This is a genomic window from Mycobacterium sp. DL440, from assembly GCF_011745145.1.
Classification (GTDB): domain Bacteria; phylum Actinomycetota; class Actinomycetes; order Mycobacteriales; family Mycobacteriaceae; genus Mycobacterium.
Window position 1 is genome coordinate 1,479,662 of the sequence record NZ_CP050191.1, and the last position, 18,947, is coordinate 1,498,608.

Consider the following 18,947-nt stretch of genomic DNA (forward strand, 5'->3'; position numbering starts at 1 on the left):
TTGACACATATCAATCAGGTTGATATACCGGACGCATGACCACACCAAGCGAAATGTCAGACGCAATGTTCGAATCCGCTTACCGCGGTGAGGCTCCGGAGTTTGCCGGGGTGCGCCCGCCGTGGAGCATCGGCGAACCGCAGCCCGAGATCGCGGCACTGATCGCCGAGGGCAAGTTCCACGGCGAGGTGCTCGACGCCGGCTGCGGTGAGGCGGCCACCGCGCTCGATCTGGCCGAGCGCGGATTCAGCACGGTCGGACTGGACCAGTCGGCCACCGCCATCGAGTTGGCCCGGGCCGAAGCCGCCAAACGCGGGCTGACCAACGCAAGCTTCGAGGTGGCCGACATCAGCGCGTTCACCGGCTACGACGGTCGCTTCGGGACGATTGTGGATTCCACGCTGTTCCATTCCATGCCCGTCGAACTTCGCGACGGCTACCAGCAGTCGATCGTGCGGGCCGCCGCTCCCGGCGCCTCCTACTTCGTGTTGGTGTTCGACAAGGGGACGATGGGCGATTCCGGACCGGCCAACCCGGTCGGCGAGGAGGAATTGCGCGAGGTCGTCGGCAAGTACTGGGTGATCGACGACGTGCGACCGGCCCGCATCCACGCCCACGTGCCAGCGGAATTCGCCAACTTCGCCGATTTCGCCCGAATGGACCTCCGCGACGAAGGTGCCGATCGCAAGTCCATGGCGGCCTGGTTGCTACAGGCGCATCTGGGATAGTCGCCGGCCGATCTGCGCCGCCGGCGACACTCGGTCCTCGGGAGTTCACCCAAACTAGGTGTGCCGCCCGCCATAGGGCAGGATGGAGAGGCCGTCCAGGGGTAACCCGGGTGGCTCTCTACATCGAGGAGTGCCGAGGAAACCGATGGCGGATCCGAATGTCGCCGGCGAGGGCGCAGCATCCATTCGTCCCTTCTATACAAGGGTTCTGCTGAAGCTCGGCGGAGAGATGTTCGGCGGTGGCCAGGTCGGCCTTGACCCCGACGTCGTGCATCAGGTGGCCCGCCAGATCGCCGCCGTGGTGCGAAGCGGAGTCCAGGTCGCGGTCGTGATCGGCGGCGGTAACTTCTTCCGCGGAGCCCAACTGCAACAGCGCGGCATGGAACGCACCCGCAGCGACTACATGGGCATGCTCGGCACCGTGATGAACAGCCTTGCGCTGCAGGACTTCCTGCAGAAGGAAGGCATCGATACCCGTGTGCAGACCGCCATCACCATGGGTCAGGTCGCCGAGCCGTACATCCCCTTGCGTGCCGTGCGGCACCTGGAAAAGGGTCGCGTCGTCATCTTCGGTGCCGGCATGGGCCTTCCGTACTTCTCCACCGACACCACGGCTGCGCAGCGCGCCCTGGAAATCGGGGCCGACGTGGTGCTGATGGCCAAGGCTGTCGACGGCGTCTACACCGCCGACCCACGGGAAGACCCGAACGCCGAACTGCTCACCGAAGTCAGCCATCGCGAGGTCATCGACCGCGGCCTGCGGGTCGCCGATGCCACCGCCTTCAGTTTGTGTATGGACAACCGGATGCCGATGCTGGTGTTCAACCTCCTCACCGAAGGCAATATCGCCCGTGCAGTGGCGGGTGAGAAGATCGGAACACTGGTCACCACCACCTGACCCGCCGCGCACGCGAGGAGCAAGATCGATGGAGAACCCGAAGTGATCGACGAAACTCTCTTCGACGCCGAAGAGAAGATGGAAAAGGCCGTGAGTGTGGCCCGTGACGACCTGTCCACAATTCGGACCGGCCGCGCTAATCCGGGCATGTTCTCCCGGATCAACATCGAGTACTACGGGTCCATGACGCCGATCACGCAGATGGCGAGCATCAACGTTCCCGAAGCGCGCCTCGTGGTCATCAAGCCCTACGAGGCATCGCAGCTGAGGCCGATCGAAGACGCGATCCGCAACTCCGACCTCGGGGTCAACCCGACGAACGACGGCAACATCATCCGGATCTCCATCCCGCAGCTCACCGAGGAGCGCCGCCGCGACCTGGTCAAGCAGGCGAAATCCAAAGGCGAGGACGCCAAGGTGTCCGTGCGCAACATCCGTCGCAAGGCGATGGAAGAACTCAGCCGGATCAAGAAGGACGGCGAGGCCGGCGAGGATGAAGTCGGGCGCGCGGAAAAGGACCTCGACAAATCCACCCACACCTACACCGGCCAGATCGACGAGTTGGTCAAGCACAAGGAAGGCGAGTTGCTGGAGGTCTAGGCGACCTTCAGCACCCAAGTCCCGTGGCACAGACTGAGCCACCGCAGAAGACCTCGCGCGCCGGCCGCGACCTGCCGGCCGCTATCACCGTCGGCGTGGTCCTTGGCGCCCTTGCGATAGGCACCCTGCTCTTCGCACCCATCTGGTGGCTGCCGCTGCTGGCAGTCGCCATCGCCATCGCCACCCACGAGGTGATCCGGCGGATGCGCGAACACGGCTATGCGCTGCCCACCGTGCCGCTGCTGCTCGGCGGGCAGGCGATGATCTGGCTGACCTGGCCGTTCGGGGCGGCGGGTCTGCTTGGCGCCTACGGCGGCACCATCGTTGTCTGCATGGTGTGGCGGCTGATCGGCCAAGGGCTGGACCAGCAACCCGTCAACTACCTGCGCGATATTGCCGCCACGGTCCTGCTTGCCAGTTGGGTGCCGTTGTTCGCGGCCTTCACCGCGCTTCTCATCTTCGCCGACCACGGCGGCGCCCGGGTTTTCACCATCATCGTTACGGTCGTCTTCGCCGACATCGGCGGTTATGTCGCGGGTGTCCTGTTCGGCAAGCATCTGATGGCACCGGCGATCAGCCCCAAGAAGTCCTGGGAGGGTCTCGGCGGTTCGCTGCTGTTCGGTATCGCCGCCGCTGTGGTCTCCGTGGCGTTCCTGTTGGACAAGCCGGCCTGGGTCGGTGTGCCGCTCGGCCTGTTGCTGGTGATCACCGGTGTGCTCGGCGACCTGGTCGAATCGCAGATCAAGCGCGACCTCGGGATCAAGGACATGGGCACGCTGCTACCCGGTCACGGCGGGATCATGGACCGGATCGACGCGATGCTGCCGTCCGCCGTCGTCGGCTGGATCGTGCTGACGGTGCTGGCGTAGGCCGCGTTCGCTGCGCGCGCCAGATGCGTTCAGCCAGCACGCGAGGGCACCGAGGACCAGTCCTGCGGCGATGCCGATGTTCACCCGCTCGCCAAGCATGAGCCAGGACAACACCCCTGCGACTGCGGGGATCACACAGAACAGCATCGCGACCGCCGAGGCGCCGTGTAGGTTGATGGCCCGCACGTACAGCGACACCCCGAGTATGGCGTTGAGGAACACCACGCCGGTCACCGCCAGCACGGCTTGGGTGGCGTCATGCACCTCGATCGGTGTGCTGAGGGCAAGCGCCAAAGCGGGGATGAACGCGACGGCGTTCTGTATTGAGGTTGAGGCCCGGAAGTCGATATCAGAGCAGAACCGCTGTTGATAAACCCCTCCGGCAGCCAGACCGAGCAACGCCACCAGCAGCAATCCGACCGCCGGGTCGATTCCACCTGAGGTGACCAGTCGCGTCGCGCATGCGGCCAGGACTGCGGCGATGCCGAGCACCAACGCGGCCACCCGGCGCGGCGTCAGCCGGTCACCCAGGAACATCGCGGCGAGCAGTGCGGTCGCCACCGGGTTCATCGCGATGACCACTGCGCACAGCACTGCCGGCGCGCCATGCTGAATCGCGATGTAGAGCGCGCAGAACTGCACAGCCTGCATGAGCAGACCCGCCACTGCGACGTGGAACAGCTTGCGGCCGGTGGGGAAGCCGACCCGGGCCAGCCCGGCCCAGGTGCCGAGGATCAGCCCTGCCAGTCCGAAACGAACGGCCAGCACCGCCATCGGGGACAGGGCGTGCACGGCCAGGTTCCCGATCGGATAACCCAGGGCGTAGAAGAACGTCACGGTCGTCGCCGTGTGCGTCGGCATCGGTTTGGGCGGCATGATCCCCATCGTGAGCCAGCCTCGTGCGCGCGGTCCAACGATTATCGGCAATCACGATCGATCGATGATGCTAATCAATAAGGCGGAATAACTCCTTGAATAGAAAGAAATACCTGCTCTTTGATCGTAAGTGCTGATCGGAGTACCTTGATCGCATGGGACAGGTGCTGGACATTGCACCGTTGCGCAGCCTGGCGGCGGTGGCGGACTGTGGCGGGTTTCACCGCGCAGCCGCGGTGTTGCACATGACGCAGTCCGCCGTCAGCCAGCATGTGCGGCGTATCGAAGCCGTCGTGGGCGGCCCGGTCGTCGAACGATCCGGCCGCGGTGTCGCCTTCACTGAACTGGGACATCGCGTCCTCGGTCACGCCCGGGGCATCCTCGCCGCGCACGATGCGGCGCTGACCGATCTCGGTGCGGCCGAGGAACAAGTGCTGCTGATCGGTGCCACCGAGCACGGCGCCGATGTGATGCTGCCCGCGCTCACGGCGGCGCTGGGCGAGCGGTTGCCCAACTGGCGGTTGCGGTTTCGTCTCGACCGCAACGTCACGCTCGCCGACGCCCTCGAACACGGTCTGGTCGATCTTGCCGTGATGCTCGACGGTTCCGGACTGGATCCCGCCCATGCCTCCGGAACCCTTGCGCTGAAGTGGGTTTCGGGCCGCAGCTTCGCTGCCGCGGCGAACCAGCCGTTGCCGGTGGTGATGTTCTCCGAACCCTGCACGTTGCGCGAACCCACCTTCGCCGCGCTCGACCGGTGCGGGACCGACTACCGCATCGCCGCCGAATCGGCGAATCTGTCCGGCCTGTTCGCTGCGGTGCGCTCTGGCCTGGGTGTGGCACTGTTGCCGATGATCGGCCGGTTACCGGACGGGTTGTGTCTGGCCGAGGGGCTGCCCCCGGCCAGCCGCGCCTCGGTGTTTGTCCGTGGCCGCGCCGGGGTGGACACCGAGCTCCTCGACACCGTTGAGCGGACCGTTCACGACGTTCTCGCCGGACAAGCCTGATACTGGAAAAGACATGAAGCAGGAATTGGTCTTCGAAGCCCCGCGACGCGGTATGCCGCCGCCGCACCTTGCCGATCTCGACGAGGACGGCCGAGCCGCTGCGGTCACCGCGCTGGGTCTGCCGAAATTTCGGGCCAAACAGCTGGCCAACCAGTACTACGGCCGTCTGATCGCCGACCCGCAGCAGATGACCGACCTGCCTGCTGCCGTGCGCGACCAGGTGGCCGAGGCCCTGTTCCCGACGTTGATCGATCCGGTGAAGCAGATCCAGTGCGACGCGGGGGAGACCCGCAAGACGCTGTGGCGCGCGGGCGACGGCACGACGTTCGAGTCGGTGCTGATGCGCTATCCGCAGCGCAACACGGTGTGCATCTCCTCGCAGGCCGGCTGCGGCATGGCCTGCCCGTTCTGCGCGACAGGCCAGGGCGGTCTGAAGCGCAACCTGTCCACCGCCGAGATCCTCGAGCAAGTCCGGGCGGCGTCGTCGGCCATGCGACTCGAGCATGATGGGCGGCTGTCCAACATCGTCTTCATGGGCATGGGTGAGCCGCTGGCCAACTACAACCGGGTGCTGGCAGCCGTGAAACGGATCATCGCGCCACCGCCGAACGGCTTCGGGATCAGCGCCCGCTCGGTGACGGTGTCGACGGTCGGTCTGGCCCCTGCCATCCGGAAACTCGCCGACGAGCGCCTCGGTGTCACCCTGGCCGTGTCTCTGCACACCCCTGACGACGAGCTGCGCGACACCCTGGTGCCGGTGAACAACCGGTGGAGCGTCGACGAGGTCCTCGAGGCTGCGCGGTACTACGCCGATGTCACCGGCAGGCGGGTGTCCATCGAGTACGCGTTGATCCGCGATATCAATGACCAGCCTTGGCGCGCAGACCTTCTCGGTAAAAGGCTGCACAGCAAGCTGGGTCAGTTTGTGCATGTCAACCTCATCCCGCTCAATCCCACACCGGGCAGCAAATGGGACGCCAGTCCCAAACCGGTCGAGCGGGAGTTCGTCAAACGCGTTCAGGCCAAGGGAGTCTCGTGCACCGTGCGCGATACCCGGGGGCGAGAGATCGCCGCGGCCTGCGGCCAGTTGGCCGCCGAGGGCTGAGCCGCGGCGTTGACTTTGAACTGAGGTCGCAAAAGATCGAGTAGACGTCTGCGTAGATTCAATGTCAACGTGGTCGGCGTGAGTGCTAGTGCGGCGGGTTGGTGAACCAGAGGTTCTCCTCACGCAGGCTGCGGCTGCGCCAGCCGTCGGGGGTACGCACCAACTCGTGGTGGTAGTACCCGCCGCACGCACTTGTCTCCGACATCCCCGGTAACTGCATGGGGTTGTAGAACATCGCCCGCACGGTCGCCGTATCCCCGTCGATCTCGGCGTCGATGTTCGTGATGTAGTGCATGGTCCACGGCATCACCCCGAAGTTCGCGGCGAACCAGTCCACCACCTCATCACGCGTGCCCACCACCGCGCCCGCCGACGAGTAATCGATGTGGGCGTCCTCGGTGAACACCGACCGGTACAGCTCCCAGTCCTTCGAGTCGACACCGCGCGCGTAGCGGGTCAGCAGCGCCTGGATCTCGAGCTCGTCGGCCACACTCATTCCGGCATGCCGATGGTCTTGGACTCGAAGTACTCCTTGAAGCCTTCTTCGCCGTTGCGCCGACCCAGACCGCTCTGCTTGGAGCCGCCGAACGGGCTGTTGATGCCGAAGTGGCTGCGGCTGTTGATGGTGACGTTACCGGTCCTGATGCGTCGGGCGATGGCGAAGGCCCGGTCGACGTCGCCGGACGAAACCTCACCGGACAGGCCGTAGATGGAGTTGTTGGCGATGGCCACCGCTTCGTCGTCGGAGTCATAGGGGGTGACCGTCAACACCGGCCCGAAGATCTCCTCCTGGGCCACCTGCGAGTCGGGATTGACGTCGGCGAGCAGGGTGGGCTGCGTGTAGTAACCCGTGGGCAGGTTCTCCGGAACACCGCCGCCGGTGACCAGCCGGGCGCCGGAATCGATGCCCGATTTGACGAGCCCGAGCACCTTCTCGCGCTGAGTGGCGCTGATCTGCGGGCCCTGCATGATGCCCGGGGTCCACGGGTCGCCGACCGGGAAGTTCTCCATCGCCCCCTTGAGCAGCTCCACGCCCTCGTCGTAGCGGCTGCGGGGCAGTAGGATTCGGCTCGGCAGGATGCAGGACTGCCCGCTCATGACACAGGCCATCATCGCCGCGATGGGCAGTGCCGAGTTGAAGTCGGCGTCATCGAGCACGATGTGCGCGGACTTGCCGCCCAGTTCGAGCATCGTCCTCTTGACCGTCGAGGCTCCGGCCGCCAAGATGGCGCGCCCGGTGGCGGTCGACCCGGTGAAGGTGATCATGTCGACCCGCGGGTCCGCCGACAGCGCGGCCCCCACCTCGTTGGCGTTGGATACCACGACATTGAAGACGCCGGCCGGGATGTCGGTGTGTTCGGCGACGATGCGGCCCAGCTCGGTGCCCGACCAGGGGGTCAGCTGCGCGGGCTTGAGCACGACGGTGTTGCCGGCCATCAGCGCCGGAACAGTTTCAGCGATGTTGAGGTAGAACGGCACATTCCACGGGGTGATCGCGCCGACCACGCCGACCGGCTCGTAGGCGATCTTGCGTCGCGCCGGCCCCAGCTGGGTTTGGTGCACGCCGTTGTCGACGACGTATTCGAAGCTTTTGCCGTGCTCGGCCCAGTGTTTGACCTCGCCGATCGGATCCTCGATCTGCGAGCCGGTGACCGTGACGGGACAGCCGACCTCGGTGACCAGGATCCGGCGCAGCCGCTCCTTCTCGGCGTCCAGCGCGTCGTGCAGCTGCATCAGGCAGTGGTGGCGGAACTCGACATCGCGGCTCCAGTCGGTTTCGTCGAACGCGCGTCGCGCAGCGCCTACGGCCCGCTCGATGTCGGCCACCGTGCCGTCGGTCGCCTGGCCGGCCACTTGTTCGCTGGCCGGGTGGATGACGTCGAATTTCGCACCGCTGCCGGTGTATTGGAGTTCCCCGGCGATGAGCATCCGCTCGTCGCCGGCGAGGACGCCCGTGTCGCTCTGCACCTGAGTCATGCCGATAGCTTTACAAAAATTGCGAGTCGTGTCACCCCTTGAAGCAAGGATTGACCGATTGGCAAGTCTCTGCGATCGTAGAGACTCGAATGTCACACCAGAGTGACGGAGCGGGGGTGTGTAGGGCCGGGGTCGAAGCAGGTCAGTTCGAGTCGGGCTGTTTGATGCCGACGGCATGGCGCAGCTGCGCCAGGAACTGGTCGCCGTCATCGCTTCGCACGATGTAGTGCGATACCGCCACCCGGATCGCGGTGGCGGCCTTGACCGGGGCGTTGGCGCCCGACAGCAGCTTGAGCAACCGTGCCCGCATCAGGGGGATGACGTTGGCCAACTGTGCGATGACGACTTCGGGCTCGATGTCGACGAGCCTGACCCCGGAATACGACTGCTGGTACTGCACGATGAAACGCAATGCGGCGTCGAGCTTCTCGTTGCCTCGCAAGCCCACGGTGGCTCGGCTGATGCCGTGGTCGAACATCTCGCGCTCATAGGTGCCGAAGCCGTCGAGGAGCTCCTGTTTGTCGGCGAACCAGCGGTACAGCGTGGGCCGCGACACGCCTGCCTGCAGCGCCACCTCGGAGAGACTCAGCTTGGTCTGACCGCTGCGGGCCAGCACCTCCGCCGTCGCGACCAGGATTCGGTGGCGCGTCGAGGTGTCTTCGACAGATGTGTCCCGCTGCGCGGGTACGGGTTCGTTCACGTCCAGCCTTTGGTTGTTCGTGGTTCACCAAATGGTAGGACCATCAGAGCAACTTCTTGAGTATTGCCACAGTCTCGAGGTCCGCCAAGGCTGCCACGCCCCGCCTGGCGCCTTCCAGCGCGATGCCTTCATCCTGCATGCCGCCAAGCCCGGCGGTGATGACAGGTGCCGCGTAGGCATAGACCGCGCCCAGGCGGTAACGCTCCCACAACTCGTCGTGATCCAGCGTCGGGCCGCCGGCCGCGGCCAGTGCGCGTCGGTATGCGTCGAGCAGGTCCCGTTCGGCGGCTTGCCGGTCGGCCGTGGACATGCAGGTGACCAGGGTGTACGCCAGCTCCCGGCCGGGATGACCTCGGCGGGCGGCCTGCCAGTCGAGCAGGCCCGCCTCGCCGTTGCGGAAGAACAGGTTGCCCGGATGGGCGTCACCGTGCATCACGGTGTGCGGTGGCCGGTCGAGTAGCTGAGCGGCCGCTCGGTAGTTCTCGTCGATGAACCGGCCGTCGGCCACCGGAATGTCGGTGGTTTCGGCCAGTCGTTTGGTCGACAGCTTGAGCAGTGAACCGGTCATCAGTGAGGTGTGGTCGCCCGACGCCGAGTACAGCCAGCCCAGCGGCCCGCTGCCGCTGCGTGCCGGTAGCCGTCCCCAGAACGCGGCGTGGACCTGGGCGAGCAGCTCGACTGTCGCGGCGGCCCGGTCCCTGTCCAGTGGGTGCAGGGTGTCGGTGAACTCGCACGGGCTGAGCGTCAGGTCTTCCAGCACCAGCACATATCGCCCGGTCAGTGGATCGAAGGCCGCGCCGTAGGCGCGGGGAACCCCGGGCAGACCGTCGGCCAGCTGTTGGTAGAAGCGCACCTCGGTATGGCCCAACCGGCCCAACTCGCCCATCATCCGGGTGGCCGCGGTTTCGGCCGGCATCTTGACGAACACCGATCCGGGGATGGCGTCGCTCGGGTCGCCTGACAGCGCGAGCCGGGCGCGCGACGACGTGCCCGCGTCGCCGCCGATCACCGACACCGATTCGATCTTGCGCCCGGTGAGCCGGGAAAGGTAGGCCGCGTCGAGGCCGCCGATGCGCCGGGGCAGTGAGCGGATGCGCCCGATGGCCGCGTCGGTTGCGATACGTTGCACGCCGTGGCCGATATGTGCGGCCAGGCCGGCGGCAGGGACGAGGCGGCGGGCCGGTGTAAACATTGGCCAAGTTTACAAATGCTCGGCAGATTGTAAAGCGGTTTCGAGAAGGAGCGGGAATGGCGGGTCCGTTGGAGGGATTTCGGGTCGTCGAGTTGGGCGTCTGGGTTGCCGCGCCGGCAGCGGGTGCGCTACTTGCCGACTGGGGCGCTGACGTCATCAAGATCGAACCGCCGTCGGGTGACCCAGCGCGAACCTTCGGTCGGATGCTCGGCCTGGATCAGGATCTGGGCGTGGCGGCCAACCCGCCCTTCGAGATGGACAACCGATCCAAACGCAGCATCGTGCTCGACCTGGGCACCGCCGAGGGGCGGGACACGGCCATGGAATTGCTATCCACCGCAGATGTTTTCCTGACGAATGTGCGTCCCGCGGCGCTACGTCGGCTGGAACTCGACTTCGAGACCGTCGCGGCCAGGAATCCCCGCTTGGTGTACGGGTTGATCACGGGCTACGGCCTGACCGGACCGGAGGCGGAACGAGCGGCCTACGACGTTGCCGCGTTCTGGGCCCGTGCCGGACTGGCCGACCTGCTCACCCGTCCAGGGGATACGCCGCCGTTTCAGCGCGGCGGAATGGGGGATCACTCCGCGGGAATGACACTGGCGGCCGCGGTGTGCGCCGCACTGCTGGCCCGAAACCGCACGGGGACGGGTCAATTGGTCAGCACCTCGCTGTACCGGCAGGGTGCCTACACCGTCAGCTTCGATCTCAACACCGTCCTGATGAGCGGTGAGCAGATCGCCATCGGCCAGCGTGAGGCGATGGCCAACCCATGTATGAACAACTACACCGCCGGTGACGGCAAACGCTTCTGGATCGTCGGCCTGCAGGGGGACCGGCACTGGCCCGCACTCTGCCGGGTGGTGGCCCACGAGGACTGGCTGACCGACACGCGGTTCGCCACGGCCCGTGACCGATACGTCAATGCGCGCGAGCTGATCGCCGAGTTGGACACCATCTTTGTCGGCCATCCGATGGACCACTGGGCCCCGTTGTTCGACGGCGAGCCCGATTTCTTCTGGTCACCGATCAACAGCCTCGACGACGTCATCGCCGATGAGCAGTTTCACGCCGCCGGAGGAATTATCGAAGTGCCTGACGGGATTTCAACCGTGCCGATGGTGGCCAGCCCCGCTGACTTCTCGGCCACCCCATGGCAGCCGCGCATGGTCGCCCCAGTGCTCGGTGCGCACACCGACGAGATCCTGGCCGAGCTGCGTGGCGATCAGGACCGCTGAGCGTTGATGCCCGCGAGCAGTTCATCGAGCTGCTCACGGGTGACTCTGCCTGCCGAGAATGCAGCCATCCGCCCGATCGGCACCGACCCCAGCATCCGTAACAGGTCGCTGCCGAGTGCGGAATCCGCTGTGCCGAACGGGGAAGCGTTACTCAGCACATTCGCAATCGTCTGGGCTGCTACCGGGTCGGCAAGGAGCTCGCCCAACGTCGAATCGCGGGTGAACGGCTGCCGCAGCTCATCACCGGCCAGCGTCACCGTCGCCGACAACCGCAGGTCCCGGCTCGACGCGCCGACCGACACCGCATACTCGCCGCCTTCGACCACCCAGCGACCGGCATCGGTGCTCCAGTACGCGAGATCGGCTCGGTCGATGGGGATTTCGACGGTCTGTCCGTGGCCTGGTTCCAGGGTGAGCCCAGCGAATCCGGCCAACCATCGCGTCGGTCGCCCGACGCGGGAGTCTGGCAACCCGGCGTAGGCCTGCACCACCTCCCGGCCCGGTCGGCCGCCGGTGTTGGTGACCGTCACGCGCACGCACAGTCCCTCACCGGCGGGGTTCACCTCAAGGTCCGAGTAGTCGAACCGGGTGTAGGACAGGCCGTGGCCGAACGGGAACGTCACCGACATATCGCGGGAGTCATACCAGCGGTAGCCGACGAACATCCGCTCGCCGTAGACGGTATGGCCGGAGTCGGACGGAAAGTTGAGATAGGCCGGGGAATCCTGCAGCCGCAGCGGCACCGTCTCGGCCAGCCGGCCCGAGGGGTTCACCACGCCGAACAGCACATCGGCCAGCGCGCTGCCCCCGGCCTGCCCGAGCAGCGCCCCGTCCACGATCGCCGGGGCCAGACCGGCGACGGCGTCCAGCCGCACCACGCCGCCGTGGGCCAGCACCACCACGGTGCGCGGCTGGACTTCGACCACGGCACGCAGCAGGTCGAGCTGTGCGGCAGGCAGGTCGATGTGTTCGCGGTCGTAACCCTCGGACTCCTCTTCGGCGGTGAGGCCGAGGAATACGATTGCGGTTTCGGAAGATTCAGCGGCGGAGACCGCGGCGGCGATGTCGCTTCCCGAGCAATGGCTCACCGGATGATCGCCCGCGAGCCTGCGGATCTCTTCCAGCGGAATGTCGACGCGGGTCGGGTTGACATGTGAACTGCCACCGCCCTGGTATCTGGGGTCTTGGGCGAACTCGCCGATGACCGTCAGCGGTGACGGCGCCAACGGCAGCAGATCCTGGTCGTTTTTCAACAACACGATGGCTCGCTGGGCCGCCTCGCGGGCCAGCTCGTGATGGCCATCGATCTCGAAGGATGCGGAGGTGTCTGTTTGGGTGACCCGCTCGGCCAGAACGGCCACCCGGGCGGCGGCCCGCGCGACAGCAGCCGCGTCCAGCGTGCCGGCACCCACCGCGCGCACCACATCGGCGTCGGAGATCCCGCCGGTCGCCGGCATCTCCAGATCCAGGCCCGCCGCTACGGCCGCCGGTCGGTCGGCTACCGCACCCCAGTCGCTGACCACCAGGCCGTCGAAACCCCATTCGTCACGCAGCACCGTCAGCAGCCAGGCGTTCTCGGCCGCGTAGACCCCATTGATCCGGTTGTAGGAACACATCACCGTCCACGGGCGGCCCTGGCGCACCACGATTTCGAAACTACGCAGATAGATCTCACGCAACGTGCGGGGGTCGACGTCGGAACTGGCCCGCATCCGATCGTGCTCGGCATTGTTGACCGCGAAATGTTTGACCGACGCGCCGACGCCGCGGCTCTGTACCCCGCGCACCCACGCCGCGCCGAGCGTGCCCGAGAGCAGCGGATCCTCCGAGTAGTACTCGAAGTTCCGCCCGCAGCGGGGGTCGCGCTTGATGTTGACTCCAGGGCCGAGCAGGACATGTACGCCCAGCGCGCGGCTTTCGTCGCCCAGCGCCTGACCGACCCGTTCCACCAACTCGGGATCCCAGGTCTGGCTGAGCCCGACCGCCGGAGGAAAGCAGGTTGCCGGTTCACTGCCGGAGACGCCCAGATGATCTGTCGCACTGCCAGATTGACGACGAACGCCGTGCGGCCCGTCGGTCAGCATGATGGCCGGCACCGGGCCGATCGGTTTGGTGGTCCAGAAGCTCGCGCCGCTGCCCAACGCGGCCTGTTCGGTCAGGTCGAGCCCGGCGATGGCATCAGTGGAGTCGGTCACCGCCGCCAGCGTAGCGCCGGGTGCGCTTTTCCCTGGTCAAGGCGGAGGTTTCACCCCCGCGGCATGGCGGAGCTGCGCGAGGAAATCGTCCGCGTCGTCGCTGCGCACCAGGTAGTGGCAGATCGCCACCCGCACCGCGGTCGCCGCGGCGATGTCGGCGTCCGGCCCGGTGGTCAGCCGTTGCAGGCGCTCCCGCATCAGCGGGATGACCTGGGTGAGGCGTTTGATGACATGTTCGGGTTCGATATCGACCATGCGGAGGCCCGGGTAGGACTGCTGGTATTCGACGACCGTTCGCAGAGCGGCATCCAGGTGCTCGTCCTGCGGCAAATCGGCGGAGGCCCGCGCTACCGCCTGTTCGTAGTACCTGCGCTCCCACACCACGAATGCGTCGAGCAGTTCCTGTTTGGAGGCGAACCAGCGGTAGAGCGTCGGCCGGGACACCCCGGCCTGCAGGGCCACCTCGGACAAACTGAGCTTTGTCATCCCGTTCGCACCGAGCACCTCGGCGGTGGCGGCCAGGATTCGTCCGCGGGTACTGCTCTCGTCGTCGACAGACGATATTTCCGCCATGCCCACAGCTTTACAAACTATCGTCGAACTGTCACGCTAATTCGTGCCGCGACACTGGCGTCGGGCGCCGTGCAGGAGGGAATACCGTGACAGTTGCCAGCTCACCGCAGGCACGCGAATACAGCCCATTCGACATCACGTCACACGATTTCTGGAGCCAATCGTTCGCCAAACGTGACGAGACATTCGCACAGTTGCGTGCCGGTGACGGGCTGAGTTGGCATCAGCCACTGTCGACGCTGTTCGACGTGGAAGAGCCCGGCTTCTGGGCCATCACCCGCCGTGCCGACATCCAGTTCGTCAGCCAGCACCCGGAGCTGTTCACCTCGACCCAGGGTGTCGCACTGGACCCGATGCCGGCCGACGTGCAGAAGTTCGCCACCTTCTTCCTGATGATGGATCCGCCGGAGCACACCACATACCGCCGCCTGATCAGCTCGGCGTTCACCCCGCGCAATGTGCGCAAGATCGAAGAGCAGATTCACCGCAACGCCGTCGCCGTCGTCGACGACCTGATCGGTGCCGGCGATGTCGATTTCGTCGAGGCATGCTCGGCGCAGCTGCCGATGCGGACGATCTCCGACATGCTCGGTGTGCCCACTGCCGATCAGCCGGCCCTCGCCAAGGCCGCCGAAAAGCTGTTCAGCATGAGCGATGACGAGTTCTCGTCGCTCGAAGAACGGGCCATGGCCACCATCAACGAGATCATGCTGATCTCGAGTACAGGGGTGGAGCTGGCCAAGTTCCGGCGGGCCAATCCCGGTGACGACCTGATGACCAGCATCGTCAACGCCGAAGTCGACGGCCACCGGCTGACCGACGAGGAGATCGGGGCATTCCTGATCCTGCTGGCCTCGGCCGGCAATGACACCACCAAGCAGACCACCACTCACGCGATGATGGCCCTGGCCGCCAACCCTGACCAAAGGGATTGGCTGCTGGACGATTTCGACAACCGGATCGGTCTGGCCACCGAGGAATTCGTGCGGTGGGCCACCCCGGTGATCCAGTTCGCCCGGCACGCCACCGAGGACGTCGAGCTGGCCGGCCAGCAGATCAGAGCCGGCGACAAGGTGGGCCTGTTCTACTGTTCGGGCAACCGGGATGAAACGGTGTTCACCGAGCCCGGCCGCTTCGACCTGAGCCGTTCACCCAACCCGCAGGTGGGCTTCGGTGGTGGCGGTCCGCACTTCTGCCTGGGTAATCAGCTGGCCAAGACGGAGTTGCGACACCTGTTCCACGAGTTGCTGACTCGGCTGAAGACCATCGAGTTCGGTGAGCCGGAGCTGCTGTACAGCAGCTTCGTCCACGGCATCAAGCGCGTTCCCGCGCACGTCGCATAGGGCGCGACAGCATGCGGGTCGAAGTCGATCTGGGCAAGTGCACCGGGCATGGCATCTGCGAATCGATCGCCGAGGACGTGTTCGAGGTTTCCGACGAGGGTATGGTGCACATCCACGGCGACGAGCATCGCGAGAGCGATCGAGATCGGTTGCAGCAGGCCGTGACCCAATGCCCGGCGACCGCACTGCGGATGCAAGGCTGAATTTCAGGCGAGTGGCCAGTTTCATCACGAGATTTCCCAGAATTCGTGTGACAACTGGCCATTGGGCTACTGAGGTCTCAGGCGGCTGCCACCAGCACTCGGCTCGGCCCGCGCACGGTGTAGTTGGTGCCGTAGTCCAGGGGGCCGGCCAACCGCCAGTCGCCCACGGTGTCGATCAGTTCCTCGAGGAAGATCTGGGCCTCCAGACGGGCCAGGTTCATGCCGAGGCAACTGTGCAGGCCGAAGGCGAATCCCAGGTGGGAGAGCTTGCGCCGGGTGATGTCGAAATCGTCGGGGCGCTCCCAGCGCCGCGGATCACGGTTGGCTGCACCCAGCAACAGGGTGATCCGTTCACCGTCGGCCATGGCGATGTCACCGACCGCGGCAGATTCGCCCACCACATCGCGGAAGATCGAGTGCGACACCGTTTCCAGGCGATGCACCTCTTCCACCGCGTCAAGCGCCAGAGTGCGATCGGCCAGTAGGATGCGGCGCTGATCCGGGTGGACGGCCAGAGTGGCCACGATCTGGGCGAGCAGTTTGGCGGTGGTCTCGTTGCCGGCGAACACCAATTGCGTGTTGCTTGCGACGATCTCCTGTTCGGTCATGTGCTCACACGCATACTCGTGTCCCACCATGGTCCCGATCAGGTCCCAGCTGTCGTCGACGGGGCAGGCCCGGCGGGGTGGCTGGTCGCGAATGTAGGTATTCAGTTGGGCCGTCGCGTGTTTTCCGGCGGCTATCAGTTCAGCACCGTGGTCGCCGGGCATGCTGTAGCCCTCGGCAGACGCGCCCATTGCGTCGCTCCACGCGGTGAACTGGCTGACCATCTCCGGTTCCACGCCGAGCATGTGTGCTATCACCTCGGTCGGGATTCCACGGGTGAGCTCCGAGACCACCTCGACGGTTTCCCCGTCGCGAAGCCTCGCGGCGACCGGCTCCAACCTGGCCCGCACGATGTCGGTGATCACTGGGCGCAGTCGCGCCAAAGTCCTCGGCCGGAAATCGCCGGACCAGATCGACCTGATGTGGTCATGGTGCGGGCCGTCGTAGAACTCCATCGTCGGCCCGCCGAACACCGCGGCGTGCTCCACCTGGCCGCGTTCGGAGCCGAAGCGTGAAGGTGTACTGAGGATCTGCTTGACCAGGTCGAACTCGCCGACCATCCAGCGATTGATCCGCTCGTTGAAGACCACTCCGCCCAACTCCCGGATCTCCCGGTAGCGCGCCCACGGATCGCCGACGAACGCCGGGTCGGTGGTGTCGAACGACAGCAGCGGAAAATGGGTGGCGGCCATAGCTGTCATGTTGACAATTGTGTGCAATTCTGTAAAGCGTGAGTTTCAAGGACCTGGGCCGCGAACTGTCCAACTGGGGCCGGTGGGGGCCCGACGATCAGATCGGCACCCTCAACTTGGTCGAGCCGCGTCACGTGCAGGCCGCATCCGGTGAAGTCCGTTCGGGCAAGGTTTTTCAGCTGAGCATTCCGGTCGGTAAGGACGGCCCGCAGAGCGGTACCGGCGGCCGGCTCAACCCGGTTCACCTGATGTCCATGCAGCCCGACGATTGGGAACCGCACGGGTTACAGGTCGCCGACGACTGGATCATCATGCCGTTGCAATCCGGCACCCAGTGGGACGCGTTGTCCCATGTCGCCTACGACGGCAAGCTCTACAACGGTTACTCCACAGACCAGGTCCGCACGCGAGCCGGAGCCCGCCAGTTGGCCGTCGACGCCTTCACCGACCGGATCGCCGGACGCGGTGTGCTTCTCGACATCGCCCGGTTGCACGGAGTGGACTGGCTCGAAGGCGGCACGGCGATCACCCCGGCTGACCTCGAGACCGCCGAGCAGGAACAGGGCGTGACCGTCGGAGAGGCCGACTTCCTGCTGGTGCGTACCGGTTGGCGGGGCCGACTGCTGGCCCGGGGCCGCGACGACTGGATGTCCACCGAGCCGGGCCTGGGTATCGACTGCGCACGCTGGTTGCGTGACCGCGGTGTCGCGGCGGTGGGCAGTGACAACTGGGCCATCGAGGTGATCCCCAGCGAGACGGGGGAGACGTTGCCGCTGCACTGCATCCTGATCCGCGACATGGGTATGCCGCTGGCGGAGATCCTCGACCTCGACGCGCTGAGCGCCGACTGTGCTGCTGATGGGGTGTGGAGTTTCCTGTTCGTGGCGCCGCCGTTGCATATCAGCAATGCCGTGGGTTCACCGGTCACGCCCATCGCCATCAAATGAGTCCGGCCTTCCAGTACCGGCTGCGTACCCCGGCCCCGCTGGTCAGCGTCGAGGATTACCGGTGGGCAGCGCGCCGGGCCCTGCCCACCATGGTGTGGGCCTACCTCGACGGTGGGGCCGAAGATGAGCGCACGTTGCGCGCCAATACCAGTGCCTTCGCGAATTGGTCACTGCGCCAACGGGTCCTGGCCGGTCATTCCGACGCTGATTTGGGTGTGACGATCGACGGACAGCGGCTCGAGCTGCCTGTGCTGCTGGCCCCGACCGGGCTCACCGGCCTCGCGCACTGGTCGGGGGAGTTGGCCGCCGCGAGGGCCGCCGAACGCGCCGGGACGCGGCTGACGCTGTCCACGGCGTCGTCGTACTCGATCGAGGAGGTCGCGGCGGGCACCACGGCCGACCACTGGTTCCAGCTGTATCCCTGGGGCGACGGCCCGTTCTCGGATTCCATGCTCAGCCGGGCCCGTGACGCCGGATACCGCACCCTGGTGGTGACTGTCGATGTTCCGGTGCAGGGCAACCGCACCGGGGAGCGGCGCACCGGCATGGGGCACCCGCCGATCCTGACGCCACGGCGCATCGCCGACGCTGCGGTCCGGCCGCACTGGTGGTACGGCCTGTTGCGGCACCAGCGGATGACGATGCGCAACCTTACCCACGCCGCGGGCGCGAAGGGCGCCGTGGAATCGGTCAGCATCCAGAACCGCCGGATCCGGGCCGACCTGACGTGGCGCGACGTGGCGGCGCTACGTGAGCGTTGGGATGGACCGCTCGTCGTCAAGGGGGTACTGGAGCCCGAGGACGCGATCCGTGCGGTCGATGACGTGGGTGCCAGTGGGGTGGTGGTGTCCAATCACGGTGGGCGCCAACTCAATGGCGCGATCGCGTCGGTCGATGCATTGCCTGATGTCGCGGAAGCCGTCGGTGGCCGGGCCACGGTCCTGCTGGACAGCGGTGTGCGTACCGGTGGTGACATCGTCACGGCCCTGGCACTGGGCGCCGACGCGGTGATGATCGGCCGGCCCTACCTCTACGGGCTGGCCGTGGCCGGCGGTGCCGGAGTGGGTGCGGTGCTCGACATCCTGGCCGCCGAGATCCGCTCGACGCTGACCCTGATGGGACTGGCGAGCGTGGCCGACCTGAACCCGGTACATCTCCGGCGAGCAGACACTTAAGTACCCGAAAATGGCCGCTGGCG

General features: G+C 66.1%; 19 protein-coding genes. 11 read left to right on the plus strand and 8 right to left on the minus strand.

Translation table 11 applies throughout. The features are described 5' to 3' along the window. Positions 1 to 35 precede the first annotated feature (35 nt). From HBE63_RS07330 to HBE63_RS07345, 4 genes are all read left to right on the plus strand, one after another. The gene (locus tag HBE63_RS07330; protein WP_166904165.1) at positions 36 to 728 is read left to right on the plus strand and encodes a class I SAM-dependent methyltransferase; all 693 of its coding nucleotides are present in this window, start codon (positions 36 to 38) and stop codon (positions 726 to 728) included. 145 nt (positions 729 to 873) lie between these two features. Next, complete coding sequence (gene pyrH, locus HBE63_RS07335; RefSeq protein WP_166904166.1) at positions 874 to 1,626, plus strand: UMP kinase; 753 nt, start codon at positions 874 to 876, stop codon at positions 1,624 to 1,626. 42 nt (positions 1,627 to 1,668) lie between these two features. Beyond that, positions 1,669 to 2,226, plus strand: coding sequence for a ribosome recycling factor (frr, locus tag HBE63_RS07340; protein ID WP_166904167.1), 558 nt, complete (start codon positions 1,669 to 1,671; stop codon positions 2,224 to 2,226). A 23-nt stretch (positions 2,227 to 2,249) separates the two neighbouring features. After that, a complete protein-coding gene (locus HBE63_RS07345; protein WP_166904168.1) occupies positions 2,250 to 3,095 on the plus strand; it encodes a phosphatidate cytidylyltransferase in 846 nt (281 codons plus the stop codon). Here HBE63_RS07345 and HBE63_RS07350 read toward each other — a convergent pair. Continuing rightward, the gene (locus HBE63_RS07350) at positions 3,006 to 3,956 is read right to left on the minus strand and encodes a DMT family transporter (protein WP_166909490.1); all 951 of its coding nucleotides are present in this window, start codon (positions 3,954 to 3,956) and stop codon (positions 3,006 to 3,008) included. The two genes, HBE63_RS07345 and HBE63_RS07350, sit on opposite strands and share 90 nt — an antisense overlap. Positions 3,957 to 4,126: 170 nt before the next feature. Between HBE63_RS07350 and HBE63_RS07355 the strand changes: the two genes are divergently transcribed. Together HBE63_RS07355 and rlmN are read left to right on the plus strand one after the other, a co-directional pair. Next, complete coding sequence (locus HBE63_RS07355; RefSeq protein WP_166904169.1) at positions 4,127 to 4,978, plus strand: LysR family transcriptional regulator; 852 nt, start codon at positions 4,127 to 4,129, stop codon at positions 4,976 to 4,978. A gap of 13 nt (positions 4,979 to 4,991) precedes the next feature. Continuing rightward, positions 4,992 to 6,083 (plus strand): 23S rRNA (adenine(2503)-C(2))-methyltransferase RlmN, encoded by a 1,092-nt coding sequence (gene rlmN / locus HBE63_RS07360; RefSeq protein WP_166904170.1) that lies wholly within the window; start codon positions 4,992 to 4,994, stop codon positions 6,081 to 6,083. Between the two features lie 85 nt (positions 6,084 to 6,168). On the opposite strand, the gene HBE63_RS07365 is transcribed toward rlmN, so the two are convergent. From HBE63_RS07365 to HBE63_RS07380, 4 genes are all read right to left on the minus strand, one after another. Continuing rightward, positions 6,169 to 6,579 carry a nuclear transport factor 2 family protein gene (locus tag HBE63_RS07365; protein WP_166904171.1) on the minus strand — a complete coding sequence of 137 codons (411 nt, stop codon included), beginning with the start codon at positions 6,577 to 6,579 and terminating at the stop codon, positions 6,169 to 6,171. Further along, a complete protein-coding gene (locus tag HBE63_RS07370) occupies positions 6,576 to 8,060 on the minus strand; it encodes an aldehyde dehydrogenase family protein (protein WP_166904172.1) in 1,485 nt (494 codons plus the stop codon). The genes HBE63_RS07365 and HBE63_RS07370 overlap by 4 nt, the downstream gene beginning before the upstream one ends. 142 nt (positions 8,061 to 8,202) lie before the next feature. Beyond that, positions 8,203 to 8,760: a TetR/AcrR family transcriptional regulator gene (locus tag HBE63_RS07375; RefSeq protein WP_166904173.1), complete on the minus strand. Its 558-nt coding sequence runs from the start codon at positions 8,758 to 8,760 to the stop codon at positions 8,203 to 8,205. A gap of 43 nt (positions 8,761 to 8,803) precedes the next feature. Further along, the gene (locus HBE63_RS07380) at positions 8,804 to 9,952 is read right to left on the minus strand and encodes a phosphotransferase (protein ID WP_166904174.1); all 1,149 of its coding nucleotides are present in this window, start codon (positions 9,950 to 9,952) and stop codon (positions 8,804 to 8,806) included. Between the two features lie 56 nt (positions 9,953 to 10,008). Here HBE63_RS07380 and HBE63_RS07385 point away from each other — a divergent pair, with 56 nt between their 5' ends. Then, positions 10,009 to 11,190, plus strand: a complete 1,182-nt coding sequence (locus HBE63_RS07385) for a CaiB/BaiF CoA-transferase family protein (protein WP_166904175.1) — start codon at positions 10,009 to 10,011, stop codon at positions 11,188 to 11,190. Here the strand turns inward: HBE63_RS07385 and HBE63_RS07390 are convergent. Next, positions 11,178 to 13,385: a glycoside hydrolase family 3 C-terminal domain-containing protein gene (locus tag HBE63_RS07390; protein ID WP_166904176.1), complete on the minus strand. Its 2,208-nt coding sequence runs from the start codon at positions 13,383 to 13,385 to the stop codon at positions 11,178 to 11,180. The two genes, HBE63_RS07385 and HBE63_RS07390, sit on opposite strands and share 13 nt — an antisense overlap. Positions 13,386 to 13,421: 36 nt before the next feature. Continuing rightward, positions 13,422 to 13,958 carry a TetR/AcrR family transcriptional regulator gene (locus HBE63_RS07395; protein ID WP_166904177.1) on the minus strand — a complete coding sequence of 179 codons (537 nt, stop codon included), beginning with the start codon at positions 13,956 to 13,958 and terminating at the stop codon, positions 13,422 to 13,424. Positions 13,959 to 14,044: 86 nt separating this feature from the next. On the opposite strand from HBE63_RS07395, the gene HBE63_RS07400 reads away from it, so the two are divergent. Together HBE63_RS07400 and HBE63_RS07405 are read left to right on the plus strand one after the other, a co-directional pair. Further along, positions 14,045 to 15,301, plus strand: coding sequence for a cytochrome P450 (locus HBE63_RS07400; RefSeq protein ID WP_166904178.1), 1,257 nt, complete (start codon positions 14,045 to 14,047; stop codon positions 15,299 to 15,301). A gap of 11 nt (positions 15,302 to 15,312) precedes the next feature. Then, positions 15,313 to 15,504 (plus strand): ferredoxin, encoded by a 192-nt coding sequence (locus tag HBE63_RS07405; protein ID WP_166904179.1) that lies wholly within the window; start codon positions 15,313 to 15,315, stop codon positions 15,502 to 15,504. 77 nt (positions 15,505 to 15,581) lie between these two features. Here the strand turns inward: HBE63_RS07405 and HBE63_RS07410 are convergent, their stop codons facing one another. Then, complete coding sequence (locus HBE63_RS07410; protein WP_166904180.1) at positions 15,582 to 16,811, minus strand: cytochrome P450; 1,230 nt, start codon at positions 16,809 to 16,811, stop codon at positions 15,582 to 15,584. A 29-nt stretch (positions 16,812 to 16,840) separates the two neighbouring features. Between HBE63_RS07410 and HBE63_RS07415 the strand changes: the two genes are divergently transcribed. Both HBE63_RS07415 and HBE63_RS07420 read left to right on the plus strand, forming a co-directional pair. Then, complete coding sequence (locus tag HBE63_RS07415; protein ID WP_166904181.1) at positions 16,841 to 17,749, plus strand: cyclase family protein; 909 nt, start codon at positions 16,841 to 16,843, stop codon at positions 17,747 to 17,749. After that, positions 17,746 to 18,924: an alpha-hydroxy acid oxidase gene (locus tag HBE63_RS07420; RefSeq protein ID WP_166904182.1), complete on the plus strand. Its 1,179-nt coding sequence runs from the start codon at positions 17,746 to 17,748 to the stop codon at positions 18,922 to 18,924. The genes HBE63_RS07415 and HBE63_RS07420 overlap by 4 nt, the downstream gene beginning before the upstream one ends. Positions 18,925 to 18,947 lie beyond the last annotated feature (23 nt).